General features: G+C 44.9%; 16 protein-coding genes. 14 read left to right on the forward strand and 2 right to left on the reverse strand.

The genetic code is table 11. The features are described 5' to 3' along the window. Positions 1-18: 18 nt before the first annotated feature. From PHEP_RS18135 to PHEP_RS18165, 7 genes are all read left to right on the forward strand, one after another. The gene (locus PHEP_RS18135) at positions 19-1,545 is read left to right on the forward strand and encodes a RagB/SusD family nutrient uptake outer membrane protein (RefSeq protein WP_015809434.1); all 1,527 of its coding nucleotides are present in this window, start codon (positions 19-21) and stop codon (positions 1,543-1,545) included. A gap of 19 nt (positions 1,546-1,564) precedes the next feature. Further along, the gene (locus PHEP_RS18140) at positions 1,565-2,488 is read left to right on the forward strand and encodes a LamG-like jellyroll fold domain-containing protein (RefSeq protein WP_015809435.1); all 924 of its coding nucleotides are present in this window, start codon (positions 1,565-1,567) and stop codon (positions 2,486-2,488) included. Positions 2,489-2,543: 55 nt separating this feature from the next. Next, positions 2,544-4,211, forward strand: a complete 1,668-nt coding sequence (locus PHEP_RS18145; RefSeq protein WP_015809436.1) for a glucoamylase family protein — start codon at positions 2,544-2,546, stop codon at positions 4,209-4,211. A gap of 13 nt (positions 4,212-4,224) precedes the next feature. Next, complete coding sequence (locus PHEP_RS18150) at positions 4,225-5,598, forward strand: glucoamylase family protein (protein WP_015809437.1); 1,374 nt, start codon at positions 4,225-4,227, stop codon at positions 5,596-5,598. A gap of 24 nt (positions 5,599-5,622) precedes the next feature. Then, the gene (gene bglX, locus PHEP_RS18155) at positions 5,623-7,923 is read left to right on the forward strand and encodes a beta-glucosidase BglX (protein ID WP_015809438.1); all 2,301 of its coding nucleotides are present in this window, start codon (positions 5,623-5,625) and stop codon (positions 7,921-7,923) included. A gap of 82 nt (positions 7,924-8,005) precedes the next feature. Beyond that, positions 8,006-8,353, forward strand: coding sequence for a hypothetical protein (locus tag PHEP_RS18160; RefSeq protein WP_015809439.1), 348 nt, complete (start codon positions 8,006-8,008; stop codon positions 8,351-8,353). A 401-nt stretch (positions 8,354-8,754) separates the two neighbouring features. Further along, positions 8,755-9,543: a carboxylesterase family protein gene (locus tag PHEP_RS18165; RefSeq protein WP_036674893.1), complete on the forward strand. Its 789-nt coding sequence runs from the start codon at positions 8,755-8,757 to the stop codon at positions 9,541-9,543. Here PHEP_RS18165 and PHEP_RS18170 read toward each other — a convergent pair. Continuing rightward, complete coding sequence (locus PHEP_RS18170) at positions 9,540-10,268, reverse strand: YebC/PmpR family DNA-binding transcriptional regulator (protein ID WP_015809442.1); 729 nt, start codon at positions 10,266-10,268, stop codon at positions 9,540-9,542. The two genes, PHEP_RS18165 and PHEP_RS18170, sit on opposite strands and share 4 nt — an antisense overlap. Before the next feature lie 86 nt (positions 10,269-10,354). Next, on the reverse strand, positions 10,355-11,299 hold the full coding sequence (locus PHEP_RS18175) for an NAD-dependent epimerase/dehydratase family protein (protein ID WP_049772322.1): 945 nt from the start codon (positions 11,297-11,299) through the stop codon (positions 10,355-10,357). Between the two features lie 270 nt (positions 11,300-11,569). Here PHEP_RS18175 and PHEP_RS18180 point away from each other — a divergent pair, with 270 nt between their 5' ends. The 7 genes from PHEP_RS18180 to PHEP_RS18210 are packed head-to-tail and all read left to right on the forward strand — an operon-like array spanning position 11,570 to position 18,791. Beyond that, entirely contained in the window at positions 11,570-12,259 is a 690-nt protein-coding gene (locus PHEP_RS18180; RefSeq protein WP_015809444.1) for a gluconate 2-dehydrogenase subunit 3 family protein, read from the forward strand. Between the two features lie 21 nt (positions 12,260-12,280). Further along, positions 12,281-13,984 carry a GMC oxidoreductase gene (locus PHEP_RS18185; protein WP_015809445.1) on the forward strand — a complete coding sequence of 568 codons (1,704 nt, stop codon included), beginning with the start codon at positions 12,281-12,283 and terminating at the stop codon, positions 13,982-13,984. A 2-nt stretch (positions 13,985-13,986) separates the two neighbouring features. Then, positions 13,987-15,144, forward strand: coding sequence for a Gfo/Idh/MocA family protein (locus PHEP_RS18190; RefSeq protein ID WP_015809446.1), 1,158 nt, complete (start codon positions 13,987-13,989; stop codon positions 15,142-15,144). A 4-nt stretch (positions 15,145-15,148) separates the two neighbouring features. After that, complete coding sequence (locus tag PHEP_RS18195) at positions 15,149-16,201, forward strand: sugar phosphate isomerase/epimerase family protein (protein ID WP_015809447.1); 1,053 nt, start codon at positions 15,149-15,151, stop codon at positions 16,199-16,201. An 11-nt stretch (positions 16,202-16,212) separates the two neighbouring features. Then, positions 16,213-16,620 carry a c-type cytochrome gene (locus PHEP_RS18200; RefSeq protein ID WP_015809448.1) on the forward strand — a complete coding sequence of 136 codons (408 nt, stop codon included), beginning with the start codon at positions 16,213-16,215 and terminating at the stop codon, positions 16,618-16,620. Positions 16,621-16,632: 12 nt separating this feature from the next. Continuing rightward, entirely contained in the window at positions 16,633-18,054 is a 1,422-nt protein-coding gene (locus tag PHEP_RS18205) for a Gfo/Idh/MocA family protein (RefSeq protein ID WP_015809449.1), read from the forward strand. A 44-nt stretch (positions 18,055-18,098) separates the two neighbouring features. Beyond that, positions 18,099-18,791 carry a 3-keto-disaccharide hydrolase gene (locus PHEP_RS18210; RefSeq protein WP_015809450.1) on the forward strand — a complete coding sequence of 231 codons (693 nt, stop codon included), beginning with the start codon at positions 18,099-18,101 and terminating at the stop codon, positions 18,789-18,791. The last annotated feature ends 11 nt before the right edge of the window (positions 18,792-18,802 follow it).

An 18,802-nucleotide genomic window follows, 5' to 3' on the forward strand; every position in this document is an offset into this window, starting at 1 on the left:
AATCCTTATTAAAAGAAGATGAAAACATTTAACAATAAAAATTTCTGTCTGATGCTTTTTAGTATCGCAGCAATTACCTTACTGGCGAGTTGTAAAAAAAGCTTCCTGGATCGCGATCCACAAGGAACATACACTTCCGACACCTATCCCTATCCTAAAGGATCAGGTCCATTTGATTCGGAAATATTTGCCACCTATGACATCCTGCGCTCATATGATGCCTCTGGAAGCGGATTTATTGCTGCAACCGGTATCAGAAGTGACGATGCTGATAAAGGCAGTACACCTACCGATGGCCCTACCTCACTTGAAATGGACAATTTCAACATTACCACCAGTAATGTCCTGGCAAATGATCTTTGGAGAGGCTACTTCAATATCGTAAACAAGAGCAATATTGTGCTGGATAAGGTAGCTAAAGATCTTGACCCGGGCACACCAGCAGAATCAAAAGTATTTGCAGAAGCAGAAGCTAAATTTTTGCGTGGCTATGCCTATTTCATGCTGGTACGCTTATTTGGCAGGGTGCCCCTGATAGACAAAGTATTTGATGATCCCGTTGCCCAATCTAACGTTGCCCAAAGTGAACCGGCCGCTACCTATACCTTAATTGAAAGTGACCTGCAGTTTGCCGGAACCAACCTGCCCTTAAGCTGGGATCCAAGCAAGTTTCCCGGACGAGCAACCAGAGGTGCGGCGAACGGCTTACTGGCCAAAGTATACCTTACCCGTCAAAACTGGGCAGCTGCCCAAAGTGCCGCTAACCTGGTTATTACCTCACAACAGTACAACCTAAGCACTCCATATGATGATATTTTTAAAGAAACAGGTGAAAACAGTAAAGAATCTGTATTCGAAATTCAGGCAACAGCTAACCTGACGGAAAAAAGAAGTTTCGGAAGCCAGTTTGCAAGTATCCAGGGTGTAAGGGGAACAGGTATCTGGAACCTTGGCTGGGGCTTTAATATCCCAAGTCCACAACTCGAAGGTACTTATGAAACCGGCGATCCACGTAAAGCCAGAACCATTTTATACGCCGGAGGCACCTCAGTTTTTGGTGAAGTTGTTCCTACCGGTTTACCAAATACCAGGTACAACCACAAAGTACACAGTAATCCTGCAACGCGAAATGCACTGCTTGACAATTTCAGCTATTGGATGAACATCCGGATCCTGCGTTATGCAGATGTATTACTGATGTATGCAGAAGCTGCAAATGAAGTAGGTGGCACCGCAAATACCACTGCTGCGCTAGATGCATTGAACAGTGTAAGAAAAAGAGCAAGAGGAACAACTCCGGGTATTTTACCAGACATCACGGTAACTGATCAGGCGCAGCTGCGCGAGATCATCCGCCACGAAAGAAGGGTTGAGCTAGCCATGGAACATGAGCGTTTCTTTGACCTGGTACGCTGGGGCATTGCCGGACAGGTACTGCAAAATGCAGGGAAAAATTTCGTTACCGGCAAGCACGAACTCTTACCTATCCCTTTTGCACAGATAGAGATCAGCAAGGGTGTATTGAAACAAAATTTTGGTTATTAATCATTAAAAATATACGAACATGAAGTTTTCAATATCATATTTCAATTATTGCGTTCTTTCCCTTACAGTCGGGCTCCTAATCAGTTCCTGTAAAAAAGACGGCAATCCAAATAACCTGCCCGATGCAGACGCATCAAAATATGCGGGGACGATTGATGGCTATAACAATTCCGATGAAGTTGCTTCGGCAAATCTGATTGCTTACTGGGATTTCGATGGCACAAACAATGAGAAAATCAGCGGTACTGCCCCAACAACAGCAGCCGGCAATTCGTTTATTGATGGTGGTGTTAAAGGCAAGGCCCTCAGCCTCAGCGCCGGCTACCTTTATTATGCCACACAGTTTGCCAAATTTAAAACAGATGTTTTTGCCAATTTTACCATCAGTACATGGGTACAGATTTTGAACAATGGTTCAAAAAAAACCATGGTCTTCCAGTTGGCGCGTCCAGGTATATTTAACGGAAACATCAATTTCATTTTAAATACCCAAAGTTTTCCGGCCAGCAATACGGATGAGCTCAAGATCAATCCAACTTTTACAGCAGTAAGTGGTGGCATGCAGGACAATGTCAATACCAAAAGGGATAACCCTGGTGATGCCAATTATTTTCCTTACCTGACCCCAAAAATAGGTGCGAGTAAATGGACACACCTTTTGCTGACCTATGAAGGTACTACAGGTGTATTTAACATCTGGGCCGATGGCATAAGGGTTGGCGCCTTTTTTAGCAGAGGCCTTGGAACTGCACTCTTTAAATCCTATGAGCCAAGCGAAGTGATCATTGGAGGAAACTATAATGTTATACCTGGCAAAAGCGTAAGTACCGATGTAAGTTTTGCAGCAATGACTGGCAGAATTGACGAATTGAAAGTCTGGAACATTGCTTTAACAGACGCACACATCCAGGCCATTTATAAATTAGGCCTTGCCGGAAAATAAATATGTAGCGGAGCTACAACATGCAGCTCCGCTCATTAAACACCATTTGAACCCTATGACCCAATTTAAAAAGCTATTGTTTTACACCGGATGTTCCTGTCTTTTGCTACTGCTTGCCAGTTGCAGTAAAAGCAAAGAATCGGGCGTGTCAGCTACCGATACCTCCTTATCCTTTACCGTAAACGGAGCTTACAATGGCACTTTAAATTATGAGGTAAATGGAAAACCGGTTATCAAATTCAGCTTTACAGAAGCGATAGATCCGGCAACAATAGCTGCAGGTGTTAAACTTACCGATGCAGCCGGCGCAAATGTGGCCTTTAGCCAGGCTTTACAGGATGCAGATAAAACCCTCAGCATTACCCCACAAAACAACTTTTTGTCCTTTGCCGGTTATCACCTCGAAATAACCAATGCCATAAAACCGGCAAAGGGTGGACGACTGCTCAATCCGGTAAGGATCAGCCTCAGTACCGGTTTTGACGATACTGATAAATGTCCTCGGATTTCTGATGATGAACTGCTTACACTGATCCAGCAACAGACTTTTAAATACTTTTACGATTTCGGACATCCCGTAAGTGGCCTGGCCCGTGAAAGGAGCACTTCCGGCAATACAGTAACTTCCGGTGGTTCCGGATTTGGTGTTATGGCGCTGGTTACCGGTGTACACCGCAGTTTTATTACCCGTGCCGCGGGCCTGGCAAGAATGCAGAAAATCGTAGATTTTTTAAAAAACAAAGCCAGCCGTTTTCATGGGGCTTACCCCCACTGGCTGGATGGCAATACCGGGGCCGCATTGCCCTTTAGTACAAAAGACAATGGCGGCGACCTGGTAGAAACTTCCCTGCTGATGCAGGGTTTGCTTACCGCACGCCAGTATTTTACTGGCAGTGATGCTGCCGAAACCGCTTTAAGGAATGACATTACCTCCATTTATAACGGAGTGGAATGGGACTGGTACCGTAAAAACAACAGTGATGTATTGTACTGGCACTGGAGCCCGGATTACAACTGGGAAATGAACCTGCCCATTAGCGGATATAACGAATGTCTGATCACTTATGTGCTGGCCGCATCTTCCCCTACCCATAGCATCCCCAAATCGGTGTACGATATAGGCTGGGCAAAAAACGGTGCCATAAAAAATGGCAACAGCTATTATGGCATACCATTGCCATTGGGCACTGCCAATGGTGGTCCGCTGTTTTTCGCCCATTATTCCTTTCTCGGCCTGAATCCTATGGGCTTAACAGATACTTATGCCAATTACGAAACACAGAACAGGGCGCATACCCTCATCAATTATAAATACTGTGCAGACAATCCTAAAAAATATGCCGGTTATAGCGAGAACTGCTGGGGACTTACCGCCAGCGATATTCCTAATGGTTATGCAGCAAGCTCTCCAGCTAACGACCGTGGTGTAATTGCACCAACAGCAGCCCTTTCTTCTTTCCCTTATACACCTGTAGAATCTATGCAGGCCTTAAAATTCTTTTATTACAAATTGGGCGACAAACTCTTTAAGGACTATGGCTTTGTAGATGCCTTCTCGCTACAGGAAAAATGGTTTGACACCCAAACTCTTGCCATAGACCAGGGGCCAATTGTCATTATGATCGAAAACTACCGCAGCAAATTGCTATGGAATTTGTTTATGACTGCGCCGGAAGTTAAATCGGGCTTGCTTAAACTGGGTTTTAACAGCCCTAATTTATAAATTACACTTTAACATGAAACGAAACTTATTTTACCTGTTTTTACTTTTAACCCTTTTTACAAGCTCTACTTATGCCCAGGTAAAAACACTGCCCAATAAAAATGAAGGCATAAAGCCTGAAATGAAAATCAGGAAAGACCTGAACGACGAACAGCTGTTAGACCTGGTACAAAAACAAACCTTCCGCTATTTCTGGGATTTTGGACATCCGGTAAGCGGTATGGCCCGCGAACGCAGCAATACTACCTTAAATTATGGCCCTGAAGTGGTTACCACCGGCGGCACCGGATTTGGCGTAATGGCCATCATTGTGGCTGCCGAAAGAAAGTTCATTACCCGCGAACAGGCCGCTGCAAGAACAAAAAAGATTGTCGATTTCCTATATAAAGCAGATATGTACCATGGCGCATTTCCACATTGGCTGAACGGAGAAACAGGCAAGACCATCAGGTTTAGCCTTAAAGATGATGGGGCCGACATTGTAGAAACTTCCTTACTGTTTCAGGGCCTGCTTACTGCGCGCCAGTATTATACGGCAGACAACCCGGTCGAAAACAGTATCAGAAGTAAAATAAACGAAATGTGGAATGCCATAGAATGGGACTGGTTTACCCAAAACCAGCACGTGCTGTACTGGCACTGGAGCCCCGACAACGGCTGGGCTATGGACCACCCCATCAAGGGATACAATGAATGCCTCATTACCTACGTCCTGGCAGCATCCTCAACACGCCATAGCATTGATTACAAAGTATATAAAGATGGTTTTGCCAACAACAACACCTACCTGAATGGTAAAAAATTTTACGACATTACCCTGCCTTTGGGCTTCGACTATGGTGGCCCTTTGTTTTTTGCCCATTACTCTTTTACCGGCCTCGATCCCCGTGGTTTAAATGATGCCGGTGCCGATTACTGGGAACAGAACAGGAACCACACCCTGATCAACAGGGCTTATTGTATCGATAATCCTAAAAAATACAAGGGCTACGGTGCCAATAGCTGGGGTTTAACAGCCAGCGATAGCTGGGCTGGCTATGCTGCACATTCTCCAACTAACGATGATGCTGTAATTACCCCTACCGCAGCTTTATCTTCCTTTCCTTATACACCTGCAGAATCTATGCAGGTCTTAAAACATTTCTATTTTAACATGGGCGATAAGTTATGGACTGAATATGGTTTCATTGATGCCTTTAGTGAAGAAAAAAACTGGTATGCAAAATCCCACCTGGCCATTGATCAGGGACCGATCATTGTGATGATCGAAAATTACCGAAGTGGCTTGCTCTGGAAACTTTTTATGAGCAGTCCCGAGGTACAAAATGGTCTGCGCAGCCTGCATTTCAAAAGTCCCGCTCTCCAGAAACCTGTCATCAAAAACTAACAGCACAAACGAACACACACCACCATGAAAATAGCTAACTTATTTATCCTTACGCTCATTTTTACTGCCCATATAACTTTTGCCCAAACCAAAAAAACGGGCAAAGCTACCCATCAGCAAATGAATACCTTCATCAGTAACCTGATGTCAAAAATGACATTAGACGAAAAGATCGGGCAGCTAAATCTGCTTACCGGTGGCGAAGCTACTACGGGCTCGGTAGTAAGCACCGATGTAGAAAGTAAAATCAAGAAAGGACAGGTAGGAGGTATTTTTAGCTTAACCACCCCTGCACGCATCCGTAAGGCCCAGGAAATAGCCGTTAATCAGACCCGGCTCAAAATACCTATCATATTTGGTCAGGATGTGATCCATGGATACAAAACTACTTTCCCTATTCCGCTGGCCTTATCCAGTACCTGGAACATGGAAATGATCAAAAAAACAGCCCGGATTGCCGCCATAGAAGCTACAGCAGATGGGCTGAACTGGACCTTCTCGCCCATGGTCGATATTTCCAGGGACCCCCGCTGGGGCCGTATTTCTGAAGGTTCAGGAGAAGACACCTATCTGGGCTCAGAAATTGCCAGGGCCATGGTAAAAGGCTACCAGGGTGATGACCTTGCTAAATACAATACCATGATGGCCTGTGTAAAACATTTTGCTTTATACGGGGCGTCAGAAGCGGGCAGAGACTACAATACCACGGATATGAGTCTGGATCGCATGTATAATGAATACTTGCCGCCCTATAAAGCTGCGCTTGATGCGGGCGCAGGCAGTATCATGACCTCCTTTAACGACATCAATGGAGTGCCTGCCACTGCAAACAAATGGCTCATGACTGATCTTTTGCGTAAAGAATGGGGGTTTAAAGGTCTTGTGGTTACCGACTATACTGCGGTTAACGAGCTGATAGACCATGGCCTGGGCGATCTGAAAGCCGTATCGGCCCTGTCCATTAACGCAGGTGTAGACATGGACATGGTTGGCGAAGGCTTTTTAACCACCCTGAAAAAATCTGTACAGGAAGGCAAAGTAAAAGCACAACGCATTGATGAAGCCTGCAGATTGGTTTTAGAGGCCAAATATAAGCTGGGCTTATTTGACGATCCTTTCCGTTATTGCAATGAAGAAAGGGCTAAAACGGAAATTTTAAAACCTGAACACCTTGCTTTTGCCCGAGAGGTAGCTGCCGAATCTTTTGTGCTTCTGAAAAATGAAAACCAGACCTTGCCCCTTAAAAAAACGGGTACCATAGCTTTAATAGGCCCCCTGGCCAATACAGGGGCCAATATGCCTGGTACCTGGAGTGTAAACAGCGACCTGGCCAATACCGCCTCTCTTTTAACAGGCATGAAGGCCGTTTTGGGCAAACAGGTAAAAGTGGTACACTGCCTGGGTTCAAACCTGGTAACAGATGAGGCCTACCAGCAGCGTGCCACCATGTTTGGCCGCGACATTCCAAGAGACAACCGCCCTGAAGCAGAAGTGATAAAAGAAGCTGTGGAACTGGCCAAAACTGCAGATGTAGTTATTGCTGCATTAGGTGAAAGTTCTGAAATGAGCGGCGAAGCCTCCAGCCGTACCAACCTGGAAATCCCGGAAGTTCAGCAGCGTTTGTTACAAGCCCTGTTAAAAACAGGTAAACCTGTTGTACTGGTCTTGTTTACCGGCAGGCCACTGGTACTGAACTGGGAGCAGCAAAACGTACCGGCCATTTTAAATGTCTGGTTTGGTGGTACAGAAACGGCAAAAGCAATAACTGATGTACTGTTTGGCGATGTGAACCCTTCGGGAAAATTAACAGCCACCTTCCCGCAAAATGTGGGGCAGATTCCCTTATATTATGCGCATAAAAATACCGGCAGGCCATTGGCAGATGGAAAATGGTTCAGTAAGTTCCGCTCCAACTATCTGGACGTAAGCAACGAACCCCTATACCCTTTCGGTTACGGCCTAAGCTATACCAGTTTTGCCTACAGCAATTTAAGGTTAAGTAAAAACAGCTTTAAACCTGGTGAATCTATTACCGCCAGCATCGATATTAAAAACATCGGTTCAAGGGAGGGCAAGGAAGTGGTACAATTGTACATACGCGACCTGGTGGGCAGTTCTACCCGTCCGGTTAAAGAACTAAAGGCTTTCCAAAAGATCAGCCTAAAACCCGGAGAAAGCAAAACTGTGAGCTTTAAGCTGACCGAAAATGATTTGAAGTTCTATAATACGGCTTTAAGGTTTGTTGCCGAACCCGGTGATTTTAACTTGTTTATTGGCGGAAATTCCAGAGATGTGCTGGAAACGAAGTTTAGTTTAAGAAATTAATAGCAAATGTCCCTCTTTTGCAGGGACATTTTGTTAAAAACATTTCCTTATCTTACCACATCTAAAAACGCATTTCAAAAAAATGAACCAAACTTTACGAATCATTTCATTTAGCGCCTTTGCGATTATCTCTACATTTAAAATAATCCGCTATGTTAACAGGCCTGATGGTAACGCAGAAATCATTGACAAATATTTTCAAACTGAATGGCGTAATGACGGCAGATCAATGGAGCAATGGGTAAAATTAGCCCTGAAGGAACGTCACATCAACTATTCCAGTTTTTTCGTTAAAACAAACGGCAGCGACAATAATGAGGCCGTTGTGGCTTGTACCAATGACGACGAAACATTTCAGTATTATAAATACAATTATACCTATAAAAGCCTGGAACCTATTGAAGATGATGGGATAGCGAAGCCTAAATGAGCTTTACAATAAGATAGCTATAATAATTCAATAACCATGAACCAGCCCGATTATTCAACGTTCCCAACATTAAAAACCCCAAGATTGCTACGCAGAAGGCTTTTATTAGCCGACACTCCTGTAATTTATGAGTTGCGTTCTGATCCTGAAGTAGCAGTTTTAACTTACTCTACCCCTTCCTAACAGTTCATTGAAGGCTTGGTTGAGGTTTGCTGGGCTAAAGGGTATCTCTACCCCAGCAAACCCCAACCAAAGTTGCACTAAGCTCCCTTTCAGCCCAATATCAATGTGCCCCGCCACGTTCTTCTGCGTTTCCGATATTGTTGCTGCGATTCCGTCATCGCTTCGAAATAAATACAGATTGCTTTTTTAATCCTGCGCAAAATCGATATTTTAGCCTGATGAGCAGATTCAAAATGACCTTTATGATGGTTTTACTGTTTTGCGGATTAAACGGTATTGCCCAGGATTTCACCAAATATGAAAAAGGGAGCTTTATTAAAGGAAAGGACAGCATTTTTTACCGGGTACTTTTTCCTGAAAATTTCGATGCTGCAAAACAGTACCCCATTCTGTTCTTTTTACATGGACGGGGCGAAAGCGGCAACGACAACCAGAAGCAACTGACGCATGGCGCAAAACTGTTTTTAAAACCCGAGATCAGAAAACAGTTCCCAGCTATCGTGGTGTTTCCGCAATGCAGTTCAGACAGCTACTGGGCCAATGTAAACATTAGTACAGAGGCTAACGGCAAACGCGTTTTCAATTTTCAGGAAAAAGGAAAACCTACAAAGGCCATGCAGGCTTTACTGGACATGGTAAATAATTTTATGGACAAGCCTTATGTAAACAAAAAGCAGGTTTATGTGGGCGGCTTGTCTATGGGGGGGATGGGTACCTACGAACTGCTGAGGCGTAGACCCCGCTTGTTTGCTGCTGCTTTTGCCATATGCGGGGGCGACAATGTGGCCAACGTACAGCGCTATCAAAAGGTTCCCCTATGGATTTTTCATGGTGAAAAAGATGACGTAGTACCGGTAAGCTGCTCAACCATTATTGCTGATCAGTTAAAAGTACTGGGCCATCCTGCTAAACTTACCTTGTATCCTGAAGCCAATCACAACAGCTGGGACCCGGCCTTTGCAGAGCCGGATCTGTTGCCCTGGTTATTTTCTAACAGGAAAAATTAATCTGGCATGTTGTGGTAAACGGCCTGAACATCATCGTCCTCTTCCAGTTTATCGATCAGCTTCAATACATCAGCAGCCTGTTCTTCGGTCACTTCATGGTGTGAAAGGGCAATGCGTTCCAGCTTGGAACTTTTGAGTTCTATGCCCTTCTCTTCCAGTGCTTTTTGCAGGGATCCAAAACTTTCAAATGCGCCCTGTGCAACTGCAATATCGTTACCTTCTTCATCAGCTTCTACATAGAGTTCTTCCAATCCGGCATCAATCAATTCAAACTCCAGTTCTTCCAGGTCCAGGTCATCGGCAGGCACAAACCTGAATACAGATTTCCTGTTGAATACAAAATCCAATGAACCCGTTTTACCTAAAGTACCATTGGTTTTATTGAAATAACTACGCACATTGGCAACGGTACGGTTGGTATTGTCAGTAGCAGTCTCTATCAGTACTGCCACCCCATGCGGAGCATATCCTTCATAAACAATTTCCTCATAGTTGGCCATGCTTTTATCGGAAGCCCTTTTTATGGCGGCATCCACACGGTCTTTAGGCATGTTTACAGCTTTCGCATTTTGTATAGCCGTACGCAGGCGCGAATTGGTTTCAGGATGTGGCCCGGCCTCTTTCACTGCCATCACAATATCCTTACCTATCCTGGTAAACTGTACGGCCATTTTGGCCCAACGTTTAAATTTTCTTTCTTTTCTGAATTCAAATGCTCTTCCCATTTTCTTGCTATATTTTTCGTCAACCTGAAATTTCCAGGGTTTGATCTGGTCTTGCAGCCACTAACGGACAGGTTGCGAATTTATAGTTATTTTTTTAAATTTTTCAACATATCGGTTGTCAGTTTTGCGAGGTCAAATTCCGGCTTCCAGTTCCAGTCGCTGGCTGCATAGCTGTCATCAATAGAACGTGGCCAGCCATCGGCAATATGCTGGCGCGGATCATTGGCGGTATAAGTTAGTTTAAAGTCCGGAATATGTTTCCTGATCTCAGCAGCCAGAATCTCTGGTGTAAAGCTTACACCGGCAAAATTATAACTGGAACGGATTGAGATTTTGCCGGCCTCGGCATCCATCAATTCAATGGTCCCCCTGATCGCGTCGTCCATATACATCATCGGCAATTCGGTTGCAGCATTTAAAAAAGAAGCATAACTTCCTTTTTTGAGTGCATCGTGAAAAATATGGATGGCATAATCTGTAGTACCCCCACCCGGTGCAGCCTTCCAGCTGATCAGTCCTGGATAACGGATACTGCGCACATCAAGCCCATACTTCTGGTGGTAATATTCGCACCAGCGCTCGCCTGCCAGCTTGCTTATCCCATATACCGTGTTCGGATCCATCACACAAAACTGCGGGGTCTGGTCTTTAGGCGAATTGGGACCAAAAACGGCTATAGAGCTTGGCCAGTATACTTTTGCAGTTTTATAGGTGATGGCCAGCTCTAAAATATTGAGCAGACCGTTCATGTTCAGGTCCCATGCCAGCTTTGGGTTTTGCTCACCTGTAGCCGATAACAAAGCGGCCAGCAGATATACTTGTGTAGGTTTATATTTTTGGAAAATGGTGTTCAGTGTTTCTTTTTCCAGCACATTCACAAATTCAAAAGGTCCGGAATTCTTAATGTCATAATCAGGCCGGCGGATATCGCAGGCGATCACATTATCTTCACTATAGGTCTTCCGCAATGCAGTAACCAACTCTGTGCCGATCTGACCGTTGGATCCCAATACTAATATTTTTTCGATCATCATTTGATATGAATTATAGTAATCAGTAAGTATAAGAGCAAACCTATTTAAAATTGTTCATAGCGACCAAATTTGTGCCCAATAATTAAGGATAAACCTGTTTATCCGTTCAGATCTGTGAACTATGTAAATACACAAAAAATTGATTTAGTAACAAAAACATTATATATTTACTTTATGGTGTATTTATAACACTATCTATTTTTTTTTGCTTAATATTACAAAACAGAACACACTTTAAATACACACGGACACCCTTAATAACCAAATATGAACAGAAGAGAAGCGGTGAGAAGTGTTGCCTTTTTAATGGGCGGCGCACTATCGGCAACTACAATTGGCGTATTTTTAGAAAGTTGCAATTCACCATCCACTAAAACAAACGGAACTTTATTTACCGACGATCAGCAAAAGCTGATCACCGAAGTTGCAGACATTATTATTCCTACCACCAGCTCTCCCGGGGCCAAAGCCGCAGGAGTTGGGCCATTCATCAGCATGATGGTTAAAGACTGTTATCCCGATGATGCGCAAAAGGCTTTTGTGAAAGGGCTGGAGGACCTGGACAAGCAGTCGAAGGAAACCTACAAGAAATCTTTTCTGGAACTGAGCGTGGCACAACGCCAGGAACTGCTGGGTAAAGTAAGGGATGAAACAGTTGCAGCTACCAAGGCCGAAAAGGAAAATCTTGACAAGCAGCAGCAGGCCGAAAAAGATAAACAAAAGACAAATCCGGCAGATGCCGCCAAATCGCAGACAGAGAATGCGGGCAACATTTCGATCTTACCGAAGGACAAGCCTAAAATGGAACCTCGTTTTTTTGCCATCATCAGGGATTTAACGTTACTGGGCTATTTTACTTCAGAGATAGGTGCTACACAAGCATACGCTTTTGTAGAGATCCCGGGCCGTTACGATGGTTGTGTAGACCTGAAACCAGGTCAGAGAGTTTGGTCGTAAACCTTTTATAGAATTAAATAAATGAGCAATTTAAATACTAAAGCAACTGCGCAGAACACTTATGATGCGATTGTTGTAGGATCTGGGATTAGCGGCGGCTGGGCAGCAAAAGAACTGACAGAAAAAGGTTTAAAAGTTTTACTGCTGGAAAGAGGCAGAAACATTGAACATATAAAAGATTATACCACGGCCATGAAAAAGCCCTGGGAATTTGAACACAGGGGTAAACTGACTGAAGAACAGAAGGCCACGCACCCTGTACAGAAAAGAGACTATCCTTATACAGAATTTAACGAAAGCTTTTGGGTGAACGACCTGGAATGCCCTTATACAGAGGTAAAGCGTTTCGACTGGTACCGTGGCTTTCATGTGGGTGGCAAATCACTGATGTGGGGCCGTCAGAGCTACCGCTTCAGCGACCTGAACTTTGAGGATAACCTGAAAGACGGACATGGGGTAGACTGGCCGATCCGCTACAAGGACATTGCGCCATGGTACGATTACGTGGAGAAATTTGCCGGGATAAGCGGACAGGCAGAAGGCTGGCCGGCATTACCTGACGGACAGTTTTTACCGCCCATGGAAATGAACTGCGTAGAGAAAGAGGTAAAAAAACGAATTGAAGCCAAATGGAACAAATCAAGGATCATGACCATTGGCCGCACGGCGAACCTTACGGTACCCCACGGCGGACGTGGCAGTTGCCAATACCGCAACCTGTGTAGCAGGGGCTGTCCTTTTGGTGCTTACTTTAGTACCCAATCATCTACCCTTCCGGCGGCTGTGGCTACCGGAAACTTAACACTTCGTCCTTTTTCGCTGGTAAATACCATCATTTACGATAAAGAAACACAAAAAGCAAAAGGCGTGGTTGTGATCGATTCCGAAACCAAAGAAACGACAGAATACTTTGCAAAGATTGTATTTGTAAACGGCTCTACACTTGCCTCGACCTTCATTTTATTGAATTCTGTATCTGATGAACATCCCAACGGATTGGGCAATGGCAGCGGACAGCTGGGCCATAATTTAATGGACCACCATTTCCGTTGCGGTGCCAACGGGCGGATTGAAGGTTTTGACGATAAATATACTTACGGCAAACGGGCCAATGGCATTTACATTCCGAGGTATCGGAACATGGGCAATGATAAACGTGACTATGTGAGGGGCTTTGGTTACCAGGGCGGCGGAAGTAGAGGTAACTGGCATGCCGATGTAGCAGAAATGGCTTTCGGTGGCGAGTTTAAAGACCAGATGACCGTACCTGGCTCCTGGAATATGGGCCTGGGTGGTTTTGGTGAATCGCTCCCTTATTTTGAAAACAGGGTGTATATCGATAAGAGCAAGAAAGACAAATGGGGACAACCTGTACTGGCCATTGATTGCGAGTTTAAAGATAACGAACGTAAAATGCGGGTAGACATGATGAACGATGCCGCTGAAATGCTGGAGGCATCTGGTGCAAAAGATGTTAAAACTTTTGACAATGGCTCGGCACCGGGCATGGCCATTCATGAAATGGGTACGGCACGTATGGGCCACGATCCTAAAACATCTATACTGAACAAATGGAACCAGATGCACGAAGTAAAAAATGTTTTTGTAACAGATGGTTCATGTATGGCCTCTGCTGCCTGTCAGAACCCATCATTAACATATATGGCTTTAACTGCAAGGGCGTGTGATTTTGCAGTTAGTGAATTAAAAAAAGGTAACCTTTAATAATGAAAAGAAAATTAAGAATGGGCATGGTTGGCGGCGGTAAAGATGCTTTCATCGGAGCCGTTCATCGCATTGCTGCAAACATTGACGGGCAAATAGAACTTTGCTGTGGTGCATTGAGTGTCCACCCTGATGTGGCTAAAGAATCAGGAAAAATGTTGTTTCTTCCGGAAGACCGCACGTATTTGAACTTCGAAGAAATGATCCGCAAGGAAAGTCAGCTTCCTGCTGATCAGCGGATTGATTTTGTAACAATAGTTACCCCTAATTTTGCCCATTTTGCACCCGCAATGATGGCATTGGAGCATGGCTTTAATGTGGTGATAGAAAAACCAATTGCCCTTTCGCTGGATGAAGCAAAACAATTGCAGCAGAAGGTGGAAGAAACCGGATTGATTTTATGCCTTACCCATACCTATTCTGGCTATCCTATGGTAAAACAAGCCAGGCAAATGGTAAAAGAAGGAAAATTAGGCGTCATCAGGAAAGTAGTGGTTGAATATCCTCAGGGCTGGTTGAGTACGCTGACCGAAAGGGAAGGCAATGCACAGGCGGCCTGGCGTACTGATCCTTCAAAAAGCGGAAAAAGTGGATGTATGGGCGACATTGGCACCCATGCGGCACAACTGGCCGAATATATTTCCGGCTTAAAGATCAGCAAGCTGTGTGCCGACCTGAACATTGTGGTTCCTGGAAGGGCCCTGGATGATGATGGCAACGTACTGCTGAAATTTGACAACGGCGCAAATGGTATTTTAATGGCTTCGCAAATTGCTGCCGGAGAAGAGAATGCTTTAAAAATAAGGATTTACGGCGAAAAAGGTGGCATGGAATGGCACCAGATGGAACCCAATACCCTGCTGGTAAAATGGCTGAATGAGCCTGCACAGGTTTACAGGGTTGGACAGGCATACATGTCTGACATTGCCAAACACAATACCCGTGTACCGGGTGGACATCCCGAAGGGTACCTGGAGGCCTTTGCCAACATTTACAGGAATTTTGCCTTAACTGTAGCTGCTAAACTTGAGGGCAGTACACCTACTGAGGCCATGCTGGATTTTCCAAGGGTTGAAGATGGGGTAAGAGGAATGGCTTTTATTGAAAACGTAGTGGCATCGGGCCAGTCTGACCAGAAATGGTTTGATTTTAAAATCTGAATAAATGAAAACAATTAAAGGACCGGGTGTATTTTTAGCCCAGTTTATAGGAGACGAGGCCCCGTTTAATTCCTTAGATGCGATATGCGAATGGGCAGCAGGCCTGGGTTTTAAAGGCATACAGATGCCTACCCTGGATGCGAGGTTCATAGACCTGCAAAAAGCAGCGGAAAGTAAAACTTATGCCGATGAATTAAAAGGCAGGGTAGCTGGACACGGACTGGAGATCACAGAATTATCTACCCATTTACAGGGACAGCTGGTAGCGGTAAACCCGGCTTACGACCTTGCCTTTGATGCTTTTGCACCAGATGCTTACAAAAACAATCCAAAAGCAAGAACAGAATGGGCGGTACAGCAACTGAAATATGCGGCTAAGGCCTCTCAGAACCTTGGCTTAAATGCACATGCCACTTTTAGCGGTTCGCTGTTATGGCATATGTTCCATCCCTGGCCGCAACGCCCGGAAGGGTTGGTGGATGCCGGTTTTACAGAGCTGGCAAAAAGATGGATGCCCATCCTGAACGAATTTGATGCCTGTGGCGTAGATGTTTGTTATGAGATCCATCCGGGTGAGGACCTCTTTGATGGCATCACTTACGAGATGTTCCTGGAAAAGGTGAACAACCATCCCCGCGCCTGTTTGCTTTACGATCCTTCACATTTTGTATTGCAGCAGCTGGATTACATCCAGTACATAGATTTTTACCATGAGCGCATCAAAGCCTTCCATGTGAAGGATTCTGAATTTAACCCCACTGGTCGGCAGGGTACTTTTGGCGGCTACCAAAGCTGGGCCAACCGTGCCGGAAGGTACCGTTCGCCGGGTGATGGACAGGTTGATTTTAAGACCATCTTCAGCAAACTGGCGCAGTACGATTATACCGGTTGGGCGGTGATGGAATGGGAATGCTGCATCAAGGATGCGCAGGTAGGTGCAAAGGAAGGAGCAGAATTTATCCGCAAGAACATCATTAAGGTAACCGACAGGGCATTTGACGATTTTGCGGCTTCGGGCGGGAATGATGATTTTAACAAGAAGATCTTAGGCTTATAATAAATACACAAATGAAAAAAACACTATTTATCCTGGGCTGCTATGTACTCGCAATGACAGCTTGTGCAAGTCCGGAAGAAAGGGCCGCTGCCCTTAAACAAGCAGAAACTACTAAAGATACTGCCGGGAATGGGCCGGCAACTACTGCATCTGCGGCCGACATTACAGCGGGGGAACAATTGATTGCAAAGAATGACTGCATTGGCTGCCACAATAAAGACAATAAGATCATTGGCCCAGCCTATGTAGACATTGCGGCCAAATATCCTTTAAATGAAGAAAATGTGAACCACCTGGTAGAGAAAGTCATCAGTGGTGGTAAAGGGGTATGGGGCGAGATCCCGATGACACCTCACGACGCCTTAAATAAGGATGATGTAAAAAAAATGGTTACTTATATTTTATCGGTCAAAAAATAAACCAGCAAGGTCATGGAAAAATCGAGACGTAATTTTCTAAAAACAAGCGCAGTAGCAGCTTCTGCATTTATGATTGTGCCCCGTCATGTACTGGGTGGCAAAGGCTTTTTAGCCCCAAGCGACAGGCTGATCGTTGCCAGTATAGGTGCCGGTGGCAAGGGCAAAGCAGATATTGCGGGAATTTATAAAAGTGGCAAGGCCGATATTGCTTTTCTTTGTGATGTGCACGACAGCAGGGCTGCCGATAGCGTAAAAGCTTTTCCTAAAGCAAAATATTATAAGGACTACCGTCAGATGCTGGATAAAGAAGCCAAACATTTTGATGCAGTCTCTGTTTCTACACCCGACCATAACCATACCATTCAGGCACTTGCTGCTATGCAGCTGGGCAAGCATGTATATGTGCAGAAACCACTGACCCATGACATTTATGAAGCGCGGATGCTGACTTCAGCTGCCGATAAATACAAAGTGGTAACCCAGATGGGTAACCAGGGCGCATCTAACGATGGCCCCAGGCTCATGAAAGAATGGTATGATGCCGGCCTGATTGGGGATGTACATACCGTTTACGCCTGGACGGACAGGCCGGTATGGCCACAGGGTATTCCCTGGTCGGCCAATAAAGCACAGGTACCTGCAGACCTGGCCTGGAACTTATGGCTGGGTACCGCACCCTATAAAGATTATGTAGACAAACTGGTACCTTTTAACTGGCGTGGCTGGTGGGATTACGGTACCGGTGCACTTGGCGATATGGGTTGCCACCTGCTAGAAGCCCCATTCAGTATACTGAACTTAAAATATGCAACCGAGGTTCAGGCCAGTGTGGGCTCTGTGTATGTAGATGAGTTTAAAAGAGGATATTTTCCAGACAGCTGCCCGCCATCCAGCCATGTAACCTTAAAATTCCCTAAAACCAATAAAACCCAGGGCGACATTGTGGTACATTGGATGGACGGTGGTATTCAGCCGGAAAGACCAGAGGAACTGGGTGCCAACGATGTGTTTGGCGATGGTGGCAACGGAACTTTGTTTATAGGCACTAAAGGTAAAATGATGGCCGGCACTTATGGCCGGAACCCCCGCTTATTGCCATTGAGCAGGAACGAAAATTTAAATGTGGCGCAAAAATTTGCCCGTGTACCGGATGGCGAGAATGGCCATTACAAACAATGGGTTGATGGCTGTATTGCTGGCTATGGCAAACAGGAACTGAGCTCGCCCTTTTCAATTGCCGGCCCGCTTACAGAATCACTGCTGATGGCAAACCTGGCCATCAGGGCTACAGACATACAGCGCAAAGATGCAGAAGGCAAAATTAAATATCCGGGCAGAAACATTAAGCTATTGTGGGACAATGCCAACATGAGGATCACCAATTTTGATGACGTAAACCAATTTGTAAAAAGAGAATACCGTACAGGATGGTAAGCAAAACCTGCTAACTTTAAACAACCAAAACCAATTATAAAAATATGAAACAATATATTTTTTCGGCCATGATACTTACCCTGATGGGCGGTAGTATTGCAAACGCCCAGTCGGGCAAAAAAGGATTTACTAAATTATTTGATGGCAAAACCACCAAAGGCTGGCATACTTACGGTAAAACCACTACCGGATCAAAATGGAAAGTTGAAGATGGCACCCTTCATTTTACACCTGCGGGAGATAAAAGTGAGGGTGGCGACCTGGTAACAAACGAGGAATACAGCAATTTCCACTTAAAACTCGACTGGAAGGTTGCCCCTAAAGCCAATAGCGGTATCATTTTTTATGTACATGAGGATGCAGCAAAATATCCGCAAACCTATAGTACGGGGCTGGAAATGCAGGTGCTGGACAATGATGGCCATCCTGATGGCAAGATCACCAAACATCGTGCAGGCGACCTGTATGATCTGGTAAAAAGCAGCTCAGAACCGGTTAAACCTGTGGGCGAATGGAATACTGCCGAGATCATTTCTAAAAATGGCAAGCTGGAACAATACCTGAATGGCGTAAAAGTGGTATCTACCACGCTTTGGGATGAGAACTGGAAAAACCTGGTTGCAGGAAGTAAATTTGCCAAATGGGAAAACTGGGGTACTTTTAAATCTGGTAAAATTGCTTTGCAGGATCATGGCAATGAGGTATGGTACCGCAACATCATGATTAAAAAGCTGTAATTCACCGAAAA

The organism is Pedobacter heparinus DSM 2366, assembly GCF_000023825.1.
GTDB classification, from domain to species: Bacteria; Bacteroidota; Bacteroidia; order Sphingobacteriales; family Sphingobacteriaceae; genus Pedobacter; species Pedobacter heparinus.